The organism is Actinomyces acetigenes (assembly GCF_031296635.1).
GTDB classification, from domain to species: Bacteria; Actinomycetota; Actinomycetes; order Actinomycetales; family Actinomycetaceae; genus Actinomyces; species Actinomyces acetigenes.
On sequence record NZ_JASPFC010000023.1, the window covers coordinates 1 to 19,673 of the forward strand.

The following is a 19,673-nucleotide window of genomic DNA, read 5'->3' on the forward strand; positions in this document are numbered from 1 at the left end:
GCGAGGTGAATAGTTACAGCACCCAAGACCGCCAGGATCCAGGAGGCGAAGGAGCCGACGAGGAACTCCTCAGCCTTTTGCCCCGCTTTATCCTGACTGATCTCGGGAAATCGGATCACACCTTTGGCGGCAACAATTGCGGCAATAGCAGCGGGCGCTTCAACGGAGGCGAGCAGGAGAATGAGGATTCGCTCAAGCGGACCGATCCAGCGACCGCCGCGCATCGAGATCCCCGCCTCATCCTGCTTCCCGCTCTCCTGTGAAGGCTCACAACCAGTGACAACGATCTTTCCGCTCCCCTGCGAGGAGTGGCGAGCAACAGCAAGAATGTCGGCGACGACTCGATTGGCGGGAACAGCCAGAAGGACAACGACTCCGACGACGGCGCTCATCTTGGCAGCCCGAGACCCAAGCGGCTGAGACACGACGACGCAGAGCGCCACGGCGAGGAGCAACAGCCCCGCGCAGGCAAGACGGACAAGCGGTTCCAGCTGATCCGCACCAGCCTCGGAGGTCCCCTGTCCCACCCGCTCCCGCTGGCGGACTCTCAACGACTTCTCCCACCAGGCCCGTGAAACCAGACCGCAGCACAGCCACGCAGTAGCTACCAGGACGCTGACGACGACGCCTCCCGCCCCAAGATGAAGAACGGGCCACCCGACCAGGACACCAAGAGCAACGACTGCAGATACTCCCACCAGCAGCCTCGCCCCGACGGACATCCGGGACAACCTTCCACTCACCCGGTCGGAGCCATCAACCACGGAGGCGGAGGCAAGCAGAAGAAGGAGTAGGGCCGTCATTCTCCTTCACCTCCCCCACTCAACCCGTCAAGAAGCTTTTGAACCTCCAGCAAGGAGGCTCCGGCACTGCGAGCGAATTCAGAGACGGCTTGCTGACTCACCTTCTCCTGACGGGCGATCTCAATCTGGGTCATCCCCATGAGGAGCCCGGCCATGATGCGGCGCTGACGGGGCTGAAAGCGGAATATCGCCTGGTCACGCAGGATGAGGATGGAGTTGACGAACCTCTCATGCTCGCCCCACTCCCCCCCGGATCCGCTGACCGCATCCGGATGGATGCGCAGCCAGGTGTGAATGAAGGACCTCCCCTCGTCCTGGAGATGGTGCGCCTTCTCGATGGCCTCGCGTGCGGCCCACCATGCCGAGCCGTCCTGGATCAGACGCACCGACGCGCCGTCCGCACTACTTCCCGCCGCGCCCTCAATCTCGGAGATCGTTCCGGCGCCGATACCGAAGCGCAAGCCCAAGCCTTCAGGCAGGAGGAGGTGCGTGCGCAAAGTGAGGGCGAGTGCGTCGGAGAGGGCCGCCGAGACCGCCTGCAGCTCATCGCCGACCGTGGCGTACGGGCGTTGTGTCAGCGCCAGCCCTTCAGCGGCTCGGTCCAGAGTCTCGTGGATGACGCGCTGAGCACGCCTGCGATCAGGGAGCTCGCGCGAGCGGATGATGTCTGCGATAAGTGCGTAGGAGACATTCACAGTTTCACGATAATGCTTGTAATACCCAAAATACAAGGAACATCTCGGAACAGGGGCTGACCTCTCGCTCCAACCGTCCCCCTCGGTCAGCCTTGTACTCCCGCCGACACAAGCTCAGTCCCGGAGCACGGCTCACCGGCCGGGAAGCCTCCCACCGGCGGCGAGGTAGCACTGGCCGCACAGCGACTCGTACGTGACGTCCCCGGAGTCGATGGCCACCTGATCGCCGTCGAAGACGAAGGACTCCCCCACCTTGCGGGCATTGAAGATGGCCTTGCGTCCGCAGCGGCAGATGGTCTTGAGCTCTTCCAGGGAGTGGGCGATCTCCAGCAGCCTGCGCGACCCGGGAAAGCTGACTGTGCGGAAGTCGGTGCGGATCCCGTAGGCCAGGACAGGCACGTCATCGACCAGCGCGATCTCCATGAGCTGATCCACCTGAAGAGCCGTGAGGAACTGAGCCTCGTCGACGAGCACGCAGTCAAGAACCTCACGCAAGGGCACCGCCTCCCGCAGTGCACCACCCTCGTCGCGGGCGAGCTGCGCACCGCTCAGGGCCCGCCGGTGCACCAGGGCGCGCAGATCATCGTCGGTGTCGACGAGGAGGTCGACGCGGCGCGACACCCCGAGCCGGGAGACCACTGAGTCCTCACCTCTGGTGTCGACCACCGCCTTGAGGAGCAGGACACGTTGATCGCGCTCCTCGTAGTTGTAGGCGGTCTGGAGCAGCCCCGTGGACTTACCGGAGTTCATGGCGCCGTAGCGGAAGTAGAGCTTGGCCACGCGGGTCCTCCTGAGCCGGGTCGAATCACTCGGGCCGGATGCTACCCGCCGAGCGCCCTGGGCGCGGGCAAGACGTGACGACGCCGTTCAGCCTCCCCATGGCGCACGCATAGCCTCATCCAGACCAGCCCGGATAGCCTCCCCCTCATGCTCTCACTCGACCACCTGCCTCACACCTGGCGCACCAGGCAAGCGGGCACGCTGGCCGCGACCGCCGTCATCGCGCTGTCGCTGTTCTCCTGGCTGGCTCTGACCACGAGCTCCGGGACGGGGCTGGCGCCTCATGACCAGAGCGTCACCACCTGGGCCGTGGATGAGCGTCACCCGGCTCTGACCATCATCATGCAGGTGTTCACTGCCCTGGGCTCCACTGTGGGGCTGACGATCCTGACCGCGATCTGTGCCGTCCTCCTCTTCATGCGAGGCAGCCGCGTGCGCGCACTGGTCCTGAGCCTCACGATGGTCGGTTCCAGCCTGTTGACGGTGGCGCTTAAAGAGATTTTCAGGCGTGCACGTCCCTCGACCGACACCCTTCTGGGCGCCCCCGCCTCGACCACCTCCTTCCCCTCGGGGCACTCCTTCAACACAGCCGTCTTCGCCGGCCTGCTGGCGGGGATGGTTCTGGCATCCACTGCGGCGGCCCTGTACCGGACCTTGGCGATCATGACGGCGGCGGGGGCGACTCTGCTGGTGGGAACCTCCCGTGTCTACCTGGGCTACCACTGGATGACCGACGTCCTGGCCGGCTGGTCCCTGGGGCTGGCCTGGCTGTGCCTGGTGACACTGGCTCTTCTGTGGCTGAAGGGACGACGGCGCCAGCCCCCATCCCTTGCGGCCACGCCATCGGACAACTCCTCAGGAGTAGAGGGCATCGAGCCACCACTGGCCTGATCGCACCAGCAGGCGGGGCGGTCCGACGTCGGTGACCACCTGGAGGTAGGCGCGACGCGAAGGCCCGCACGTGGTCCACCAGCCCTCGTCGACCGGCCAGGGCCCGGCCCACAGGAGCACGGACTCCATCTGGGAGGAAGTCCCCACAGCACCCTCGTCAACACCACCTGAGCCGTCACCGACGCTGAGGAAGCCGGGGACGCCGTCGAGCTGACCGTGGATGTCGACGCCGAGCTCTCTCCCCTGAACGTCGGTGAGGCGCACGGGGACCGGCCGGAGCAGGACGACGGAGGGTGAGGGCTCGGGCAGAGCGCCGCTCCAGGGCGCCGGTTCACCACCCGTGGACTCACCAACACCTTCGCTCTCCCCCCAGGGGATCATGCGCACCCGCGAGCGCGGGTCGCGCCCGGGAACAGCCCGGGGGACCTGGACGCTTCCGGCTCCGAGGAGTGACTCCACGCGCTCGGCGGCACGGCGTGCGCGCGTCTGGGCTTGGTGGCCCGGCGCTTGCCACAGTCCCGCCTGGGAGGTCGCGGCCGGGCTCAGCTCGAGGGCTGTCAGGCTCAGGTGGGCCAGGCCGGAGGAGGGTGGGCGCCCGGAGCGTCCGGAGAGCCATCCCTCGAGCTGCCAGCGCACGCGGTCGGTGAGCTCGGTGGGGGTGGGGGTGGCCTCCAGCATCCAAGTCCGGGACAGGTCGGTGCCGTCCTCGCAGCGGGCGGCAACGCAGAGGCGTCCGGCGGAGAGTCCTGCGGACAGGAGGCGGGCCGCCAGGTTCTCGGCGAGGTGCCGGGCGGCGAAGGCTGCGGTGTCCGCGCGCTCGACGGGAGGGTCGAGCTCGGAGGCGACGGTGATGTCCTGGGCTGGCCGGGGCATAGCGGGGGCCTCGTGGTGGGTGCCGGAGGCCAGGTGGTGGAGCCTGCTCCCCAGGGGGCCGAAGCGGGCGGTGACGTCTTTTCGGGGCAGGGCAGCCAGGTCCGCCAAGGTGCGCAGGCCGAGTCGGGCGAAGGTCTCCAGCAGGGGGCGGGCGTCGTGCCTCAGGCGGCTGAGGGGCAGGCAGGTCAGGAGTGCCCCCAGGGGCCAGGGGGCGAGGAACTCCGGGGTCCGGCCAGGTTCGACGATGATGCCCTGGCGGGCGGCCAGGACGGCTCCGGACAGGGAGTCGGCGATGCCGACCTGGCACTCGACGTCGGCCTCCTGGGTGACGGTCTCCACGAGGGCTGAGGCGAGGGGTTCTTCTCCGCCGATCCAGGCGGCGGGTCCTCTGGCCCCGGACAGGGCCAGCCCAGGACGAGCCACCATGGGGTCCGCCAGGAGGGAGGTGAGGGTCTCCATGACGGTTTCAAAAGCTCGGGCCTGGCGCTCCTCCTGGGGAGGCAGGACGGTGAGCTCGGGGCACAGGGAGCGGGCGGTGCGCAGTCGCATACCGGCGGTGATGCCGGCACGTCGGGCCGGGGCTGAGGCGGCGAGGACTCCGCGAGCGCCGACGACGGCGACGGGCTCGGTGGCCGGGTCCAGCAGATGAGGGGCTCCTTGGCGCGCTCGGGGGTGTCGGCGCTGCTGGCGGGCCTCCATGGTGAGGGCGACGACGGGCCAGTCGGGGACCCAGATGGCCACGAGCCTGGAGGCGGGAGGTCCGGGCGGCGGGGTAGGTGGTGGCGGGTTCATCCGGCTGCCTCCTGTGGGTTGGGGGCCGAGACGACGGCGTTGCGGGAGCCTGTGCGCAGCCCTTCGGCGGACAGTGAGAGCGTGAGCTCTTCGGTAGCGGCGAGCCGTGGGCGCTGCGGGTCGGTCAGGGTCCAGGTGAGGCGTCGCAGGTAGCCTGCCGGCATCTCGATGGCTCGCACTGGGGCAGGTGAGGTACCTCGCCCGATGGGGATGACGACGCCGTCGGTGGAGGGCTGTGCGGGAGTCTCCACCGGGATCTTGGCGGGAGGCGTGTCCTTGGTTCCGGCGTCAGGGGCCAAGGGGGCGGCTTGGAGGATGCGGGCGCCTTCCCAGCGGGCGGGGGTCAGGATGAGGTGGCCGCGTTCACGCGCCCGGGACAGCAGGCGTCTGCGGTGCTGGGGGCGCAGCCCTTCGGCGACGGTGGCGCCGATGAGGAGGGTGTCGACGCCGTCGAGCAGAGTGGAGGTGACCGTCAGGATGGAGGTGTCGTCGAGGAGGGGCGCTGGAACGGTGAGGACCCGGTTGAGGTCGAGGCCGACCTCAGTGGCTGCGCACCAGCCCAGCTCGTCTCCCCCGATGACGCCGCACCAGCCGGCGGCGCCCTGGCGCAGGGCGAGGGCGGCCAGGAGGAGGGTGGCGGATCCGTGGAGGGTGAGGACGCCGGAGTCCTGGCAGGCCGAGAGCGCCGTGGGGAATGCGGGGGATGCGGCTGGAGGCGAGTCGGCTGATGTGCTCAGCAGGGCGCTGGTTGATGCCGAGGACAGGGCGCGCTGCACCGTCAGGGCTGCTGAGTCGCGCAGTCCGGTGCGTTCCTCGGCCAGTCTCAGGGCGAGGCGGGCCCGGTTGAGGCGGTTCTGGGCCTCCGATGGCGTGCGCGTGGTCGAGGCTCTCATGACACCCCCTCTCTGTACGTATGTTCGATGGATGGGTTTCAGGATAGCGCTGCGCTGCGACATCAATCGGGGGCGTAGGCAACGAGGGGGCCTCAGGGTGCGACGAGCCCACGGAGCTCCCCCACAGGAGATCCACAGGGACGGGTCTGCGCAGGGGCGTCTACAGTTGGGGCTGTGCCCTCATGGAAGGCCACCTTCCCTATCCATCACCTGCCTGGAGGTACACCTATGACAGCCGACCTCACTCGCCCTCGCCCGCCGGCCCCTACCGGCCTCCTGCCCTCGGTTCCCTCCTTCACGCTGACCTCTGCGGACCTGACCGAGCAGGGGCGGATCCCGGACATCTTCACCGGCATCCATGACAACATCTCCCCCGCCTTGAGCTGGTCGGGTTTTCCCGAGCAGACACAGTCCTTCGTCGTGTCCTGCTTCGACCCGGATGCTCCGACCATGTCGGGCTGGTGGCACTGGACCATCGTGGATCTGGACGCCTCGGTCACCTCGCTGGAGCGGGGTGCGGGGGCCAGCGACCTTCAGCTCGACGGCGCCGCCTTCCACCTGGCCGGGGACTCGGGCGACCATGCCTGGTTCGGTCCCTACCCGCCGGCGGGCGACGGCGACCACCGCTACGTCTTCACCGTCTCCGCCCTGGACGTGGACACTCTGGGGCTGGATGACGAGGCAAGTCCCGCCATGGCGGCCTTCACCCTGGTGCCGCACTGCATCGCCCGGGCCACGCTGACCGCCACCTACTCCGTGCCCGGGGAGCCCGGGGCCGCCGCCTTCCTCAGGGACGGCCAGTGAGCCCACAGATTGCCCAGGTCGATGCCTCGTCCTCTAAGGCGGGCCGGCGTCGCCGTCAGGGGGAGTCCGTCCCTTTCACCCCCGCTCACGGTTTCACGCGCGCCGGTTCCGGCCGCCATCAGCGCCGCCCCATTGCCCTGATCACCGGGGCGACCTCTGGGATCGGACTGGCTGTGGCCAGGGACCTGGCCCGGGACCACAACCTCATCCTGCTGGCCCGCTCCGTCAATGACCTGGAGGAGCTGGCGCTCGCGCTGGAGGAGGAGTCCCAGACGGCCGTTCTCATCTGCCCGGTCGACCTGACCGACGACACGGCCCTGGCCAGGCTGGTCAGCCGGATCGATATCGAGAGCCTCGACGTGCTGGTGCACAGCGCCGGCATGGAGGCACCTGGCACCGTTGACAAGATCACGCCCACGCGCTGGCGGGCGGTTCTGAACCTCAACCTGGTGGCGACGGCGTACCTGACGAGCTTGCTGCTGCCGGCGCTGCGGGAGGCGCGCGGGTTGACGGTGTTCATCAACTCCGGTGCCGGAGTGAACCCACGTTCGGGCAATGCCCTCTACTCCGCCTCCAAGGCGGGGCTGAAGTCCCTGGCTGACACGCTGCGCCAGGAGGAGGCGGGCAAGGTGCGGGTCACCTCGATCTACCCGGGCCGGGTGGACACCCCCATGCAGGAGCGGTTGCACGCCTTCAATGCAGCGCGCCTGCGCACCGAGGGGATCATGGCCACCCCCGCCTACCGGGCTGCGGATCATATGGCGCCGCAGTCGGTGGCCGCGGCCGTGCGCCTGGCCGTCAACACCCCGATGGACGCGGTCGTGGAGGACCTGGCGATCCGCCCCGCCGGCATGCTCTGACAAGGCGCGGCTCAGGCGCGGGCTCAGGCTCCGCCGACGAAGCCCAGGGACCGCCAGGCCTCGTACAGGCCGATGGCGGCCGAGTTGGCCAGGTTGAGGGAGCGGTTGCCCTCCACCATGGGGATGCGCAAGTGGGCACTCACCCGCGGGTGGTTAAGGATCTCCTGGGGCAGGCCGGTGGGCTCAGGGCCGAACAGGAGGGCGTCGTCACCGCGCCAGTCGACCTGGGTGTAGAGGCGCTCGGTGTGGGAGGTGAAGGCGAAGATGCGTCCAGGGACCTGCTCGAGGCACTCCTGCCAGGTGGCGTGGACGCGCGTGTTGGCCAGGTCGTGGTAGTCCAGGCCGGCGCGGCGCAGCTTGGCATCGTCCATGTCGAACAGGGGATCCACGAGGTGGAGCATGGAGCCGGTATTGGCGCTCAGGCGGATCGCCGCCCCAGTGTTGCCCGGGATGCGCGGGGAGAAGAAGATGACGTGCAGCACGAGGACAATAAGACCACATGCTGAGGCATCCCGACGACGTCCGTGCTCCTGCTGTCATGATCGACACCATGAGCACCACTGAGTCGCATGTCCCTTCCCCCGTCCTCACCTGTGGCGTACTGGCCGGCGACATCGTGCGTCTGGAGCCGCTGACACCCGAGCACGTGCCGGGACTGCAGCTGGCCGCCGAGGGGGCTGCGACCAGCCCCTTCGCCATGGTGCCGACACCGGGGACGGTCGGGGACTACGTGGCTCGTAGCCTGGCCCGTCGGGACACGGGCACCTACGCACCGTTCGCCCAGGTGGAGCTCGCCACCGGCCGCGTCGTCGGGCATACCGCCTACCTGACGCCCCGGTGGATGCCGGACGGGAGGCTCTTCGCCGTCGAGGTCGGCTCCTCCTGGCTCTCCCCCACTGTTCGCGGCACCGCCATCAACCCGGCCGCCAAGCTCCTGCTGCTCACGCAGGCTTTTGAGGAGTGGGGCGTGGACCGCGTGGACATCAAGACCGATGCGCGTAACCAGGTGGCTCGCGGCGCGATCGCGGCCCTGGGGGCGACCTTCGAGGGGGTCCTGCACGCCTGGCAGCCCTCCCTGGCACCCGGCGAGGAAGGGCGCCCGCGCGACACGGCCATGTTCTCCATCACCCCGCAGCAGTGGCCCGGGGTCAGGACCCGTCTGGCCGAGCGCATCGAGAGGCGCTCGACGTCGTCGAAAGGATGAGAAGGAATGACTGAGCTGCGTGATCCGGCTGAGGTCTTTGCCGCGGAGATCGGCTGGCAGCCGGCGCTGGAGCGTACTGACCTGCTCGCTGAGCCCGTGGCCGCCGCGCTGCGAGCGCTGGAGGCGGCCTCGCCCGAGGGCGCGGGCCTGGCGCGTCAGGCGCAGGTGGTGCCCATTGACCCGTCCCACTCCGACACCGACGCCCTCAACGCGCACTACTCCCTGGATCCTGAGGCGACCGGGAACTGCGTGCTCGTGGCCGGTAAGCGCACCGGCCAGGAGCGCATCGCCGCCTGCGTCGTGCGTGCCACCGACTTCGCCGACGTCAACCACGTCGTCAAGAAGCGCATTGACGTGCGCAAGGCCTCGTTCCTGCCGGTGGAGCGGGCCATGGAGATGAGTGGCATGGAGTACGGCGGGATCACCCCGGTCGGCCTGCCCGAGGACTGGCGCCTCTTCGTCGACGGCGCTGTGGCGGACCGGGCCACGGTGCTCATCGGCTCGGGCGTGCGCCACTCCAAGCTCCTGGTGCCCGGAGTGCTGCTGGTGGCGCTGCCGGGGGCCGAGCGCGTCGAGAACCTGGGGGTACGCCCCGCCTGAGCGGGTCTGTCTCACCGTTCAGGCGGGGCCAGTCCTCAGGCTCTCAGCCCAGGGAGTCCAGGACGATGTTGAGTCCCTCGCTCATGGTGGGGTGGGTGATGACGGCGTCGCGCACCTGCTGCCACGTCAGGTCACCCAGCATCGCCATCTGGATGCTGGTGACGACCTCACTGGCCTCGGCGCCGATGATGGCGGCGCCCAGGATGAGGTCGGTGCGGGCGTCGATGATGACCTTGAAGAATCCCTCGGTGCGGCCCAGGGTCTTGGCGCGCGGGACGGCCGCCGTCGGGGTCTTGGCGACGCGTACCTCGTAGCCGGCCTCGCGGGCCTCGGCCTCGCTCAAACCCACGTGCCCGAGCTCGGGCGTGGTGAAGACGGCCCACGGGATGAGGCGGCCGGTGGTGGAGGCCTCCTTGCCGGCGAAGAGGTCGCGCAGGACGCGGAAGTCGTTCCAGGAGGCGTGGGTGAACTGGGGCGTGCCGGCCACGTCACCGGCGGCGTAGACGTTCTCGGCGGTGGTGCGCAGGTGGTCGTCGACGCGCACGAAGCCGCGCTCGGTCAGCTCCACGCCCGCGGTCTCCAGGCCGAGGCCGGCGGTGACGGGGGTGCGGCCCAGGGCGACGAGCAGGTGGGATCCGCTCACCTCATGCCCGTCGGCGGTGGTGACGACGACACCGTTCCCGTCGGCCGCGGCGGCGACCTTCGAGGCGAGTGCACCAGTCAGGACCGTGACCCCCAGGGCCTCCAGGCCGGCGGTTACCTCAGCGGCGACGTCCTCGTCCTCGCGGTCCAGGATGTGCGGCCCGGCGTGGACGATGGTGACCGGGACACCGAGGAGCCCCATGAGGGAGGCCATCTCGACGCCGATGACGCCGCCGCCCAGGACGATGAGGCTACTGGGCAGCTCGGGCAGGGTGAGCAGGTCCTCGCTGGTCCAGTAGCGCACGTCGGACAGGCCCTCGATCGGGGGGACCGACGGCGTGGTGCCGGTGTTGATGAGGACCTTGGCGCCGCGCACGCGCCGCAGGCCGCCGTCGTTCAGGGCGATCTCGACGGTGCGCTCCCCCACGAAGCGGGCGGTGCCCTTGACGAAGTCCATGCCGGAGGCGGGGAACATCTTCTCGTGGGCGGTCACCATGCCGCCCACGACGGCCTCCTTGCGGGCGCGGAAGGCGGCCAGCTCGATGCGGGCCTGGGCCAGGGCGTCGGCGCCGCCGTCCTGCTCGGGCAGGGTGACGCCGTAGGCCTGCGAGCCCTGGACCTCATGGAGGACGCGGGCGGCGGAGATGAGGGTCTTGGTGGGGATGCAGGCGACGTTGATGCAGGTGCCGCCCACCTTGTCCCGCTCCACCATGACGACCTTGTCGCCGGCCTTGGCGCGCAGCATCGCCAGGGACTTGCCGGCCTTGCCGCCTCCGACGACGAGAAGGTCGACCTCCTCGACCGGGACGTCTGTCTGGTTGGTGGCGTCGCTGTTGACGGTGGACTGGGTCATGGGTGCGCATCTCCTTCGGCGGTCGCCGCTCGGCGTGATCTGAACGCCAGGGCAACGGGAAGCGCAGGGCCGCTATTCCGGGGCGATGGCAGGCGTCCTCGGCGGATCGCCGACAGCACCCGGGGGAGCCTCACGCAGCTGTCGCCTCTCCCAACCGGTCATTGAGGCGACTTATCCTTTCGTCCTCACTGATACCTGGTCGCCCTCCTGCTCGCCGAGAGCGACCAGGGCGGCATCCAGGGAGTCGACGAGCGTGGCAAAACTCACGTCAATGGGCGCATCCATGGCGAATCCCCCGTGGACGACGGTCGACCAACGCACTGGAAGCGACCACTAGACTTCCGAATAGGATCCGAATAGCATGTTCGTATGGCACTCACCGTTGATTCCCCCCCAGCTGTGCGCCGCTCATCCGACCTGAGCAAGCATTCGGCCGAGGTCTTCGCCGAGGCGGAGAACCACCCCGTCACTGTGACCCGCCGCGATGGGGAATCCCTCGTCCTCATGTCTCAGCGCGAGGCAGACGCTCGCAATGAGCTCTTGAACATCGCCGCCACCCTCATCACGGTGTCCCTTGAGGATGGCCCACTCACTGACCGGATGGCCAGCCGATACCCGTGGATGTATGCACTGACGCCTCAGGATCAAGAACAGTGCGCCCGCGACCTCATCGACGCAGCGCGAGCCTCCTTCTCAACACTCCAGCCGCACCTGGCGATCACCAAGTTGACCAGCTGGCGCGAGACAGCCGCGGCAATCGCTGCGGGTCTGAGCCCACATCCGGTCGAGTGGCTCGACGACGATGATGAAGCAGTCGTCAACCGACCCTGATCATGTCCAAGGAGAGCCTCGTTCCACGGCCGACGAAAAAGTCGGAGTACCTCCTGAAGTTCGCCACGAAGCAGTCCGAGAAAGGGTGGCGTGACCTGGTAGCCACCATGAGGAATCCCATGAGCGACACCTGGGACTTCCTGACTCACTCACCTCTCACGATGACCCCGACCAATTACCCTCTAGAGGGGTCCCTACGTGCGGTAACCCGGGGTGGTCGCACTTTTCAGCGATGGCAGCACAAACCTACTGCCAAGGGCACTGCCCGCATCTGGTTCTATATCGACGGCAATACCGTCTACCTGGAGCAGGTTCACACCGCTCACCCCAACGAAACCAAGTAGTCCCGTCGACCCACTCAGGAGCTGGCGAGCTGGCGCAGCACGTACTGCAGGATGCCGCCGTGGCGGAAGTAGTCGGCCTCGCCGGGGGTGTCGATGCGCACGACGGCGTCGAAGGAAATGACCGAGCCGTCGGCCCTCTGTACCTTGACCGCGACGGTGCGCGGGGTGGTGCCCTCGTTGAGCGCGGTCAGGCCTGTGATGGAGAAGGTCTCGGTGCCGTCCAGGCCGAGCGACTCGGCGCTCTGACCCGCCGGGAACTGGAGGGGCACCACGCCCATGCCGATCAAGTTGGAGCGGTGGATGCGCTCGAAGGATTCGGCGATGACGGCCTTGACGCCCAGCAGGGCCGTGCCCTTGGCCGCCCAGTCGCGTGAGGAGCCCGAGCCGTACTCCTTGCCGCCCAGGACCACCAACGGGATGCCGGCGGCCTGGTAGGCCTGGGAGGCGTCGAAGATCGACTCCTGCTCGCCGGTGAAGAAGTTGCGGGTGTAGCCGCCCTCGACGCCGTCGAGCAGCCGGTTGCGCAGTCGGATGTTGGCGAAGGTGCCGCGGATCATGACCTCGTGGTTGCCGCGGCGCGAGCCGTAGGAGTTGAAGTCCGCGCGGGCCACGCCGTGCTCGGCCAGGTAGCGCCCGGCCGGGGAGTCGGCCTTGATGGCGCCGGCCGGGGAGATGTGGTCGGTGGTCACCGAGTCTCCCAGCAGGGCGAGCACCCGGGCGTCCTTGATGTCGGTGACCGGAGTGAGCTCCATGGACAGGCCCTCGAAGAAGGGGGCCTTGCGCACGTAGGTGGACTCCTCGTCCCAGGCGAAGGTGTCCCCCTCGGGGGTGTCCAGGCCCTGCCAGCGCTCGTCACCGGCGAAGACGTCGGCGTAGTCGCGCGTGTACATCTCGCGGTCGATGGTGGCGTCGATGACGGCCTGAACCTCGGTGGGGTCGGGCCAGATGTCTGACAGGAAGACGTCGCGACCCTCGGGGTCCTGACCCAGGGGCTCGGTGGCGAAGTCGATGTCCATGGTCCCGGCCAGGGCGTAGGCGATGACCAGGGGCGGGGAGGCCAGGTAGTTCATCTTGACATCGGGGTTGATGCGCCCCTCGAAGTTGCGGTTGCCTGAGAGCACCGAGACGACGGCGAGGTCGGCGTCGTTGACCGCCTGGGAGACCTCGGCCGGCAGGGGTCCGGAGTTGCCGATGCAGGTGGCGCAGCCGTAGCCGACGACGTTGAAGCCCAGCTCGTTGAGGGCGGGCCACAGCCCGGCCTTCTCGTAGTAGTCGGTGACGACCTGGCTGCCCGGAGCGGTGGAGGTCTTCACCCAGGGCTTGGAGCGCAGGCCCCGGGCGACGGCGTTACGGGCCAGCAGCCCGGCGGCCATCATCACCGAGGGGTTGGAGGTGTTGGTGCACGAGGTGATCGAGGCGATGGCGACGTGCCCGTGGTCGAGCTCGGTGGTGGTGCCGTCGGCCAGGGTCACCGGCGTCGGCTTGGAGGGCTGGGAGGCGTAGGTGGGCAGGACCTCCTGGAAGGACTCCTTGGCCCGTGACAGGACGATGCGGTCCTGGGGGCGCTTGGGGCCGGCGATCGAGGGCACCACGGTGGACAGGTCCAGCTCGAGGTACTCGGAGTAGACGGGCTCGCGGGACGGATCGTGCCACATGCCCTGGGCCTTGGTGTAGGCCTCCACGAGGCGCACGCGCTCCTCGGAGCGGCCGGTCAGGCGCAGGTAGTCCAGGGTGACCTCGTCGATCGGGAAGATCGCGGCGGTGGAGCCGAACTCGGGGCTCATGTTGCCGATGGTGGCGCGGTTGGCCAGCGGCACCTCGGCGACGCCCTCGCCGTAGAACTCGACGAACTTGCCCACCACGCCGTGGGCGCGCAGCATCTCGGTGATGGTCAGGACCACGTCGGTGGCGGTGGCGCCGGCGGGGATGGCACCGGAGAGCTTGAAGCCCACGACCTTGGGGATGAGCATGGAGACGGGCTGGCCCAGCATGGCGGCCTCAGCCTCGATGCCGCCAACGCCCCAGCCCAGGACACCCAGGCCGTTGACCATGGTGGTGTGGGAGTCGGTGCCCACGCAGGTGTCGGGGTAGGCCTGGGTGACGCCGTCGGCCTCGTGGGTGAAGACGATGCGGGCCAGGTACTCGATGTTGACCTGGTGGACGATGCCGGTGCCCGGCGGGACGACGCGGAAGTTGGACAGCGCCCCCTGCCCCCAGCGCAGGAACTGGTAGCGCTCGGCGTTGCGCTCATACTCGCGCTCCTTGTTGCGCTCCAGGGATCCGGGCAGGCCGAAGGAGTCGATCTGCACGGAGTGGTCGATGACCATCTCGGCGGGGTTGAGGGGGTTGATGACCTCGGGGTCACCACCGAGGTCGGCGACCGCCTCGCGCATGGTGGCGAGGTCCACGATGCAGGGCACACCCGTGAAGTCCTGCATGACGACACGGGCCGGGGTGAACTGGATCTCCGTGTCGGGCTCGGCGGCCGGGTCCCAGGCGGCCAGGGCGCGCACGTGGTCGGCGGTGATGTTGGCGCCGTCCTCGGTGCGCAGCAGGTTCTCGGCCAGCACCTTGAGGCTGTAGGGCAGACGTTCCAGGCCGGGGACGGCGTCGAGGCGGAAAATCTCGTAGTCGCGGCCGTCGACGTCGAGGGTGCTGCGCGAGGCGAAGGTGTTGAGGCTGGTCACCGGGGCTCACTTCCAGTTGTCGTACCGTTCCGGCCTCCTGCACCGCCTCAGGCCTGTCACGCGGACGCGTGGCGACAGCCAGGCGGAGGGCTGCGCGGATGCTCCGGTGTGGACCGTAGTCCACGGCGTGTCATCCGTTGTCAATACGTAGGGATACCTGTCCAAACCCGGTGGGCGGGCGGGCACCCGGGGAACACTTTTGGTGACACCGGCCGCACGCAACCCCGCTCAGGGGCGCTCAAGCACCGCGATCGTCTCGAAGTGGTGAGTGTGCGGGAACATGTCCAGCGCGCTCATGGAGCCCAGCGCATAGCCGGCTCGCAGGAGGGTTCCCAGGTCCCGGGCCAGGGCCGCCGGGTCGCAGGCCACCAGGACGATCCGCTCGGCTCCCAGAGCGCCGACGGCCTCGACGACCTCGCGCCCGGCCCCCTGCCTCGGCGGATCGAGGACGACGACGTCGGGGCGGCCGCCTTTGAAGGAGCCGGCGAGCTCACGCACCGAGCGGGCGCTCACACGGCCCGACGCCAGACGTGCGGCGGGGTGGTCGTGCAGTGTGCGGCGGGCGTCGCGAACTGCCTGCTCATTGCCCTCCAGGGACAGGACCTGACCACTGTCCCCCACCAGGGCGGCCAGCGGCAGGGTGAACAGGCCGGCCCCCGAGTAGAGCTCCAGGACGCGACTGCCCGCGGCGCCTTCGAGGTCCTCCCCCAGGGCGCCTCGCACGACGCGCTCGACCAGCATCCGTGGGGCGTCGACGTGCACCTGCCAGAAGCCCTCGGCGTGGACGGAGTAGGTCAGCTCCCCCAGTCCTAGCGCGGAGGCGTCCACGACCTCCCGGACTCGGCGCCGTCCGGTGCTGCGGGCCTGGGCGGTCAGGAGCCGCTCGTCGAGCAGGACGACGGGCTCGCCGCCGCTGGGGGCGATGGCCTCGATGCGCATGCCGGGCCGGTAGTGGGCGCGCCAGCGGGAGCGCTCCAGCAGTCCGATCTCGGTGATGGCGCCAACTGCCAGGGGTAAGCGGCGCAGGGGCAGGACCGTCCCGGAGCGGAAGGCGTGCATGCCGGGCCTGCCGTCCTCGCTGACCATCAGGCTGATGCGGGTGCGGGTGGCGGTTCCGGCCAGGGCGCGCCGGCGGGCGCTGCTGGAGGCCTGAGCCGCGGCGTCAGTGGGCATGGGCTCGACCGGCACTGCGGCTGCGCCGGAGGCCTCGGGCAGGGCGGCGACGGCATCGGCCGCCTCCTGCCCACCGATCCGGCGCAGGCAGTCGGCCAGGACCCAGCGCTTCCAGGTGCGCTGGGCGTCCAGGGCCACGTGGGCGAGCTCTCCCCCACCCACGCCCGCCGGACCGGCCTCGGGCCAGACGGACTCGACGCGGTCCGGGGAGGCCTGGAGGATCTCAACGGCGTCGGCACGCCAGGTCCGCGAGGTCATCTCGGTCAGGCGGGCCCGCACCGTCTCACCGGGCAGGGCGTGGCGCACGAAGATGACCCGGCCGCCCGGATCGTCCACGGGGCGGGCCACGCAGTGTCCGCCGTGTGCCGGCGCCCCCACCGCCAGGGTCAGCTCGCGCGGCTCGCCACGGCTGGGGGCGGGCTGTTCTCCGATCCTGCTGGGCTGGGAGGTCATCGATTCTCCTGGGGGTCTGCATCGACGCCGCCAGTGCTGGAGCTGCTGTGCTGGTCGAGGTGGCTGAGGTGGCTGTCGACGTGACGGCGCATGGCGACGTCGGCGTCAATGATGCCCTCAGCGGTGCGGGCGCGCACACCGTGGTGGATGTGCCGCTGTCCGGGCAGTCCCAGCTGCCAGGGTACGGAGGCCACGACGACGCCGGGGGTGAACAGCAGGACCGTCTTGAGGCGCAGGGCGGTCTGGTTGTGGAGGATCTGCTCCCACCAGTGGCGCACGATGTACTCGGGCAGGAAGACGACGACGAGGTCGCGGGGGGACTCACGGCGCACCGAGCGCACATAGTTGATGACCGGGCGGGTGATGTCCCGGTAGGGGGAGTCCAGGACCGTCAAGGGCACGGCGATGTCGGCCTCCTCCCAGGCGTCCAGGAGGCGCTCGGCGCCGCCGTCACCGGTGTCCACCGTCAGGGCCTCCAGGACGGTGGGGTGGGTCGACTGGGCGTAGGTCAGGGCCCGCAGCGTGGGCTGGTGAAGGCGGGAGGCCAGGACGATGGCGTGGACGTGGGCCGGCAGGACGCGGGCGTCGTGGAGGTCGGAGATGGCCACTTCCTCGCTGACTCTGCGGTAGTGGCGACGGATCCGGTTCATCACCAGGTAGAGCAGCGCCATGATCGTCAGGGTGATCCAGGCTCCTCGGGTGAGCTTGGTGAGCAGGACGATGACCAGGACCGTCCCGGTGCCCAGCACGCCGATGGAGTTAATGATGCGGGCGCGGTACATGCGTGAGCGGGCCCGCGGCTCGGTGGCGATGGTCAGCTCGCGCGTCCAGTGACGCACCATGCCCACCTGGGAGAGCGTGAAGGAGATGAACACGCCCACGATGTAGAGCTGGATGAGGCGGGTCGTGTTGGCCGCGAAGCCGATGAGGAAGGCCACAGCCCCCAGCCACAGGACGATGATGCCGTTGGAGAAGGCCAGGCGGTCGCCGCGCTGGGAGAGCTGGCGGGGCAGGAACTCGTCACGAGCCAGGACGCTGGCCAGGACCGGGAACCCGTTGAAGGCGGTGTTGGCGGCCAGGACCAGAATCAGCCCGGTGACGGTGGCGACCAGGTAGAACATCGGGCGGAAGCCGGAGAAGACGGTCGCGGCGATCTGTCCGATCGCGGGGTCCTGGTGATAGCTGTCCCCGACCGGGACGCCGTTGCGCAGGAGCTGGTGGGCCGGATCCTCCACCATGCGCACGCCGACGGCGCCGGCCAGGTGGATGACGCTCATGAGCATCAGCGCGGCGATTCCACCCAGGAGCAGCAGCGTGGTGGCGGCGTTGCGGGACTTGGGGCGCTGGAAGCTGGGCACGCCGTTGGAGATCGCCTCCACACCGGTCAGGGCCGCGCACCCCGAGGAGAAGGCCCGCAGGACCAGGAAGCCTCCGGCCAGGCCAGTCAGGCCCTGCTCCCAGCCGGCGTGGGTGACGACGTCGAAGCCGGCGGACTCGGCCCGCCCAAGGGTCCCGGTCAGCTCCTGGATGAAGCCGACGACGGCCATGATGCCGATGACACCCATGTACAGGTAGGTGGGAATGGCAAAGGCCCGGCCTGACTCGCGCGAGCCGCGCATGTTGAGCACAGCCAGGACGGTGACGACCGCGACGGCGATCTCCACCTTGTAGGGGACCAGGGCGGGCAGGGCGGCCGCGAGGTAGGAGGTGCCCGAGGACACTGAGACCGCGACGGTCAGGACATAGTCACTCAGCAGGGCCGAGGCCACCAGGAGACCGGCGTGGGAGCCGAGGTTGGCCGAGACCACCTCGTAGTCGCCGCCGCCTGAAGGATAGGCGTGGACAGTCTGGCGGTAGGAGGCCACGACCACGACCAGGACGCCGACGACGGCCAGGGCGACCCACGGGGACAGGGAGATCGCGGCGACGCCGGCCACGGCCAGGGTGATGAGCACCTCATCGGGGGCGTAGCCCACGGACGACAGGGCGTCGGAGGCGAATACCGGAAGGGCGATCCTCTTGGGTAGGAGCGTCTCCCCCAGGGCTCCGCTGGGGACAGGACGGCCGACGAGAAGCCGCTTGATGCGGTCTGCGAAGTCACGCACGTCTCCAGATGTTACGTCCCTGGCCCGACAACGGAGTACCGTCTTCCTCGTGCACTTCGTCATCATGGGCTGTGGCCGCGTCGGAGCGTCCATGGCTGTTCAGCTCGACCGTATGGGACACTCGGTGTCCGTCATTGACCGCTCCTCGGACTCCTTCCGCCGCCTGCCCTCGGACTTCAACGGCCGCAAGGTCAAAGGGGTCGGTTACGACCGCGACGCCCTGGAGCAGGCGGGCATCGACGAGGCCTACGCCTTCGTGGCCGTCTCCAACGGGGACAACTCCAACATCGTGGCTGCGCGCGTGGCCCGGGAGAGCTTCGGCGTGGACAACGTCGTCGCCCGGATCTACGACTCGCGGCGAGCCGACGTCTACGAGCGCCTGGGCATCCCCACAGTGGCCACCGTGCGTCAGACGGCTGACCAGATGATGCGCCGCATCCTGCCGAGCTCCAGCGCCCGCGAGCTCGAGGATCCCTCGGGCACGGTGGCTCTCATCCAGCCCAGCGCCTCCCCGCAGTGGGTCGGCACGACGATCGGGGCCCTGGAGGACCGACTGAGTGTGCGGGTGGCCTGGATCTCGCGTGATGCCACGGCGCTGCTGCCCGAGGCCGTCACCGTCATCCAGGAGCACGACCGGCTGCACCTGGCGGTGAGCACCGACCGTATCGGTCAGGTCCGCCGAGCCCTGTCACACGCCCCGACCCAGGAGGCCTGAGCCATGCAGATCGTGATCGCCGGAGCCGGATCCGTGGGCCGTTCCATCGCCCGCGAGCTCATCAGCCACGGCCACGAGGTCACCCTCGTTGACCGTTCCACCGAGGCCATGCGCATCGCCTCGGTCCCGCAGGCCGACTGGCAGCTGGCCGACGCCTGCGACATTGACGCCCTGGAGCGCGCCGGGGCCGAGACCTGCGACGTCATTGTGGCCGCCACCGGGGATGACAAGGCCAACCTGGTCATCTCCCTGCTGGCCAAGACCGAGTACGGGGTTCCCCGTACGGTCGCGCGCGTCAACAATCCCAAGAGCGAGTGGCTCTTTGATGAGACCTGGGGTGTGGACGTGGCCGTGTCGACCCCGCGCTTCATGACGGCCCTGGTGGAGGAGGCCGTCAGTGTCGGCAGCCTGGTGAGCATCTTCCACTTCCACCAGTCGGGCGCCTCCATGCACGAGCTGACCCTGCCGGAGGACTCACCGGTCATCGGCGAGCTCGTCACCGACATCGAGCTGCCGCCCCACACGGTGCTGGCGGCGATTCTGCGCGACTACCGCCCCATCACACCGGACCGCGACGAGCGCTTCGAGCGCGGCGATGAGCTCATCTTCCTCACGGCTCGGGAGGGAGAGTCCAGCCTGAAGGAGCTGCCCCTCATCTTCACGTGACGCTGGGCG

The 19,673-nt window shown here is 69.1% G+C and carries 17 protein-coding genes and 1 pseudogene; 8 read left to right on the forward strand and 10 right to left on the reverse strand.

The genetic code is table 11. The features are described 5' to 3' along the window. The 3 genes and pseudogenes from RIV14_RS09520 to RIV14_RS09530 all read right to left on the reverse strand — a co-directional run. Positions 1–392: pseudogene (locus RIV14_RS09520) on the reverse strand (hypothetical protein); the annotation flags it as partial. Between the two features lie 407 nt (positions 393–799). After that, a complete protein-coding gene (locus RIV14_RS09525) occupies positions 800–1,498 on the reverse strand; it encodes a SatD family protein (RefSeq protein ID WP_075373489.1) in 699 nt (232 codons plus the stop codon). 132 nt (positions 1,499–1,630) lie between these two features. Continuing rightward, complete coding sequence (locus RIV14_RS09530; protein ID WP_075373488.1) at positions 1,631–2,278, reverse strand: thymidine kinase; 648 nt, start codon at positions 2,276–2,278, stop codon at positions 1,631–1,633. 147 nt (positions 2,279–2,425) lie between these two features. Here RIV14_RS09530 and RIV14_RS09535 point away from each other — a divergent pair, with 147 nt between their 5' ends. Continuing rightward, the gene (locus tag RIV14_RS09535) at positions 2,426–3,169 is read left to right on the forward strand and encodes a phosphatase PAP2 family protein (RefSeq protein ID WP_075373487.1); all 744 of its coding nucleotides are present in this window, start codon (positions 2,426–2,428) and stop codon (positions 3,167–3,169) included. Here the strand turns inward: RIV14_RS09535 and RIV14_RS09540 are convergent. Continuing rightward, a complete protein-coding gene (locus RIV14_RS09540; protein WP_075373486.1) occupies positions 3,134–4,834 on the reverse strand; it encodes a DNA polymerase Y family protein in 1,701 nt (566 codons plus the stop codon). The two genes, RIV14_RS09535 and RIV14_RS09540, sit on opposite strands and share 36 nt — an antisense overlap. Next, positions 4,831–5,727 carry a hypothetical protein gene (locus tag RIV14_RS09545; RefSeq protein WP_075373485.1) on the reverse strand — a complete coding sequence of 299 codons (897 nt, stop codon included), beginning with the start codon at positions 5,725–5,727 and terminating at the stop codon, positions 4,831–4,833. Before RIV14_RS09545 ends, RIV14_RS09540 begins: the two co-directional genes overlap by 4 nt. 228 nt (positions 5,728–5,955) lie before the next feature. Between RIV14_RS09545 and RIV14_RS09550 the strand changes: the two genes are divergently transcribed. Together RIV14_RS09550 and RIV14_RS09555 are read left to right on the forward strand one after the other, a co-directional pair. Then, complete coding sequence (locus tag RIV14_RS09550; RefSeq protein WP_070661842.1) at positions 5,956–6,531, forward strand: YbhB/YbcL family Raf kinase inhibitor-like protein; 576 nt, start codon at positions 5,956–5,958, stop codon at positions 6,529–6,531. After that, complete coding sequence (locus tag RIV14_RS09555; protein ID WP_070661846.1) at positions 6,528–7,391, forward strand: SDR family oxidoreductase; 864 nt, start codon at positions 6,528–6,530, stop codon at positions 7,389–7,391. The genes RIV14_RS09550 and RIV14_RS09555 overlap by 4 nt, the downstream gene beginning before the upstream one ends. A 23-nt stretch (positions 7,392–7,414) precedes the next feature. Here RIV14_RS09555 and RIV14_RS09560 read toward each other — a convergent pair whose 3' ends face one another. Continuing rightward, positions 7,415–7,873, reverse strand: a complete 459-nt coding sequence (locus RIV14_RS09560) for a tRNA (cytidine(34)-2'-O)-methyltransferase (RefSeq protein ID WP_075373484.1) — start codon at positions 7,871–7,873, stop codon at positions 7,415–7,417. A gap of 68 nt (positions 7,874–7,941) precedes the next feature. On the opposite strand from RIV14_RS09560, the gene RIV14_RS09565 reads away from it, so the two are divergent. Continuing rightward, entirely contained in the window at positions 7,942–8,595 is a 654-nt protein-coding gene (locus tag RIV14_RS09565) for a GNAT family N-acetyltransferase (protein ID WP_075373496.1), read from the forward strand. Between the two features lie 6 nt (positions 8,596–8,601). After that, positions 8,602–9,195, forward strand: a complete 594-nt coding sequence (locus tag RIV14_RS09570) for a YbaK/EbsC family protein (protein ID WP_075373483.1) — start codon at positions 8,602–8,604, stop codon at positions 9,193–9,195. 43 nt (positions 9,196–9,238) lie between these two features. On the opposite strand, the gene RIV14_RS09575 is transcribed toward RIV14_RS09570, so the two are convergent. Continuing rightward, on the reverse strand, positions 9,239–10,690 hold the full coding sequence (locus tag RIV14_RS09575; protein ID WP_075373482.1) for a dihydrolipoyl dehydrogenase family protein: 1,452 nt from the start codon (positions 10,688–10,690) through the stop codon (positions 9,239–9,241). A 369-nt stretch (positions 10,691–11,059) separates the two neighbouring features. Here RIV14_RS09575 and RIV14_RS09580 point away from each other — a divergent pair, with 369 nt between their 5' ends. Then, complete coding sequence (locus RIV14_RS09580) at positions 11,060–11,521, forward strand: prevent-host-death protein (RefSeq protein ID WP_075373481.1); 462 nt, start codon at positions 11,060–11,062, stop codon at positions 11,519–11,521. 358 nt (positions 11,522–11,879) lie between these two features. Here RIV14_RS09580 and acnA read toward each other — a convergent pair whose 3' ends face one another. From acnA to RIV14_RS09595, 3 genes are all read right to left on the reverse strand, one after another. Then, positions 11,880–14,552, reverse strand: a complete 2,673-nt coding sequence (gene acnA / locus RIV14_RS09585) for an aconitate hydratase AcnA (protein WP_075373479.1) — start codon at positions 14,550–14,552, stop codon at positions 11,880–11,882. Between the two features lie 228 nt (positions 14,553–14,780). Then, entirely contained in the window at positions 14,781–16,178 is a 1,398-nt protein-coding gene (locus RIV14_RS09590; protein WP_075373478.1) for a class I SAM-dependent RNA methyltransferase, read from the reverse strand. Further along, positions 16,175–18,283, reverse strand: coding sequence for an APC family permease (locus RIV14_RS09595; protein ID WP_075373477.1), 2,109 nt, complete (start codon positions 18,281–18,283; stop codon positions 16,175–16,177). The genes RIV14_RS09590 and RIV14_RS09595 overlap by 4 nt, the downstream gene beginning before the upstream one ends. Positions 18,284–18,374: 91 nt before the next feature. Between RIV14_RS09595 and RIV14_RS09600 the strand changes: the two genes are divergently transcribed. Together RIV14_RS09600 and RIV14_RS09605 are read left to right on the forward strand one after the other, a co-directional pair. Further along, the gene (locus RIV14_RS09600) at positions 18,375–18,998 is read left to right on the forward strand and encodes a potassium channel family protein (protein WP_256695097.1); all 624 of its coding nucleotides are present in this window, start codon (positions 18,375–18,377) and stop codon (positions 18,996–18,998) included. A gap of 3 nt (positions 18,999–19,001) precedes the next feature. Continuing rightward, positions 19,002–19,664, forward strand: a complete 663-nt coding sequence (locus RIV14_RS09605; protein ID WP_004565026.1) for a potassium channel family protein — start codon at positions 19,002–19,004, stop codon at positions 19,662–19,664. Positions 19,665–19,673: the final 9 nt, after the last annotated feature.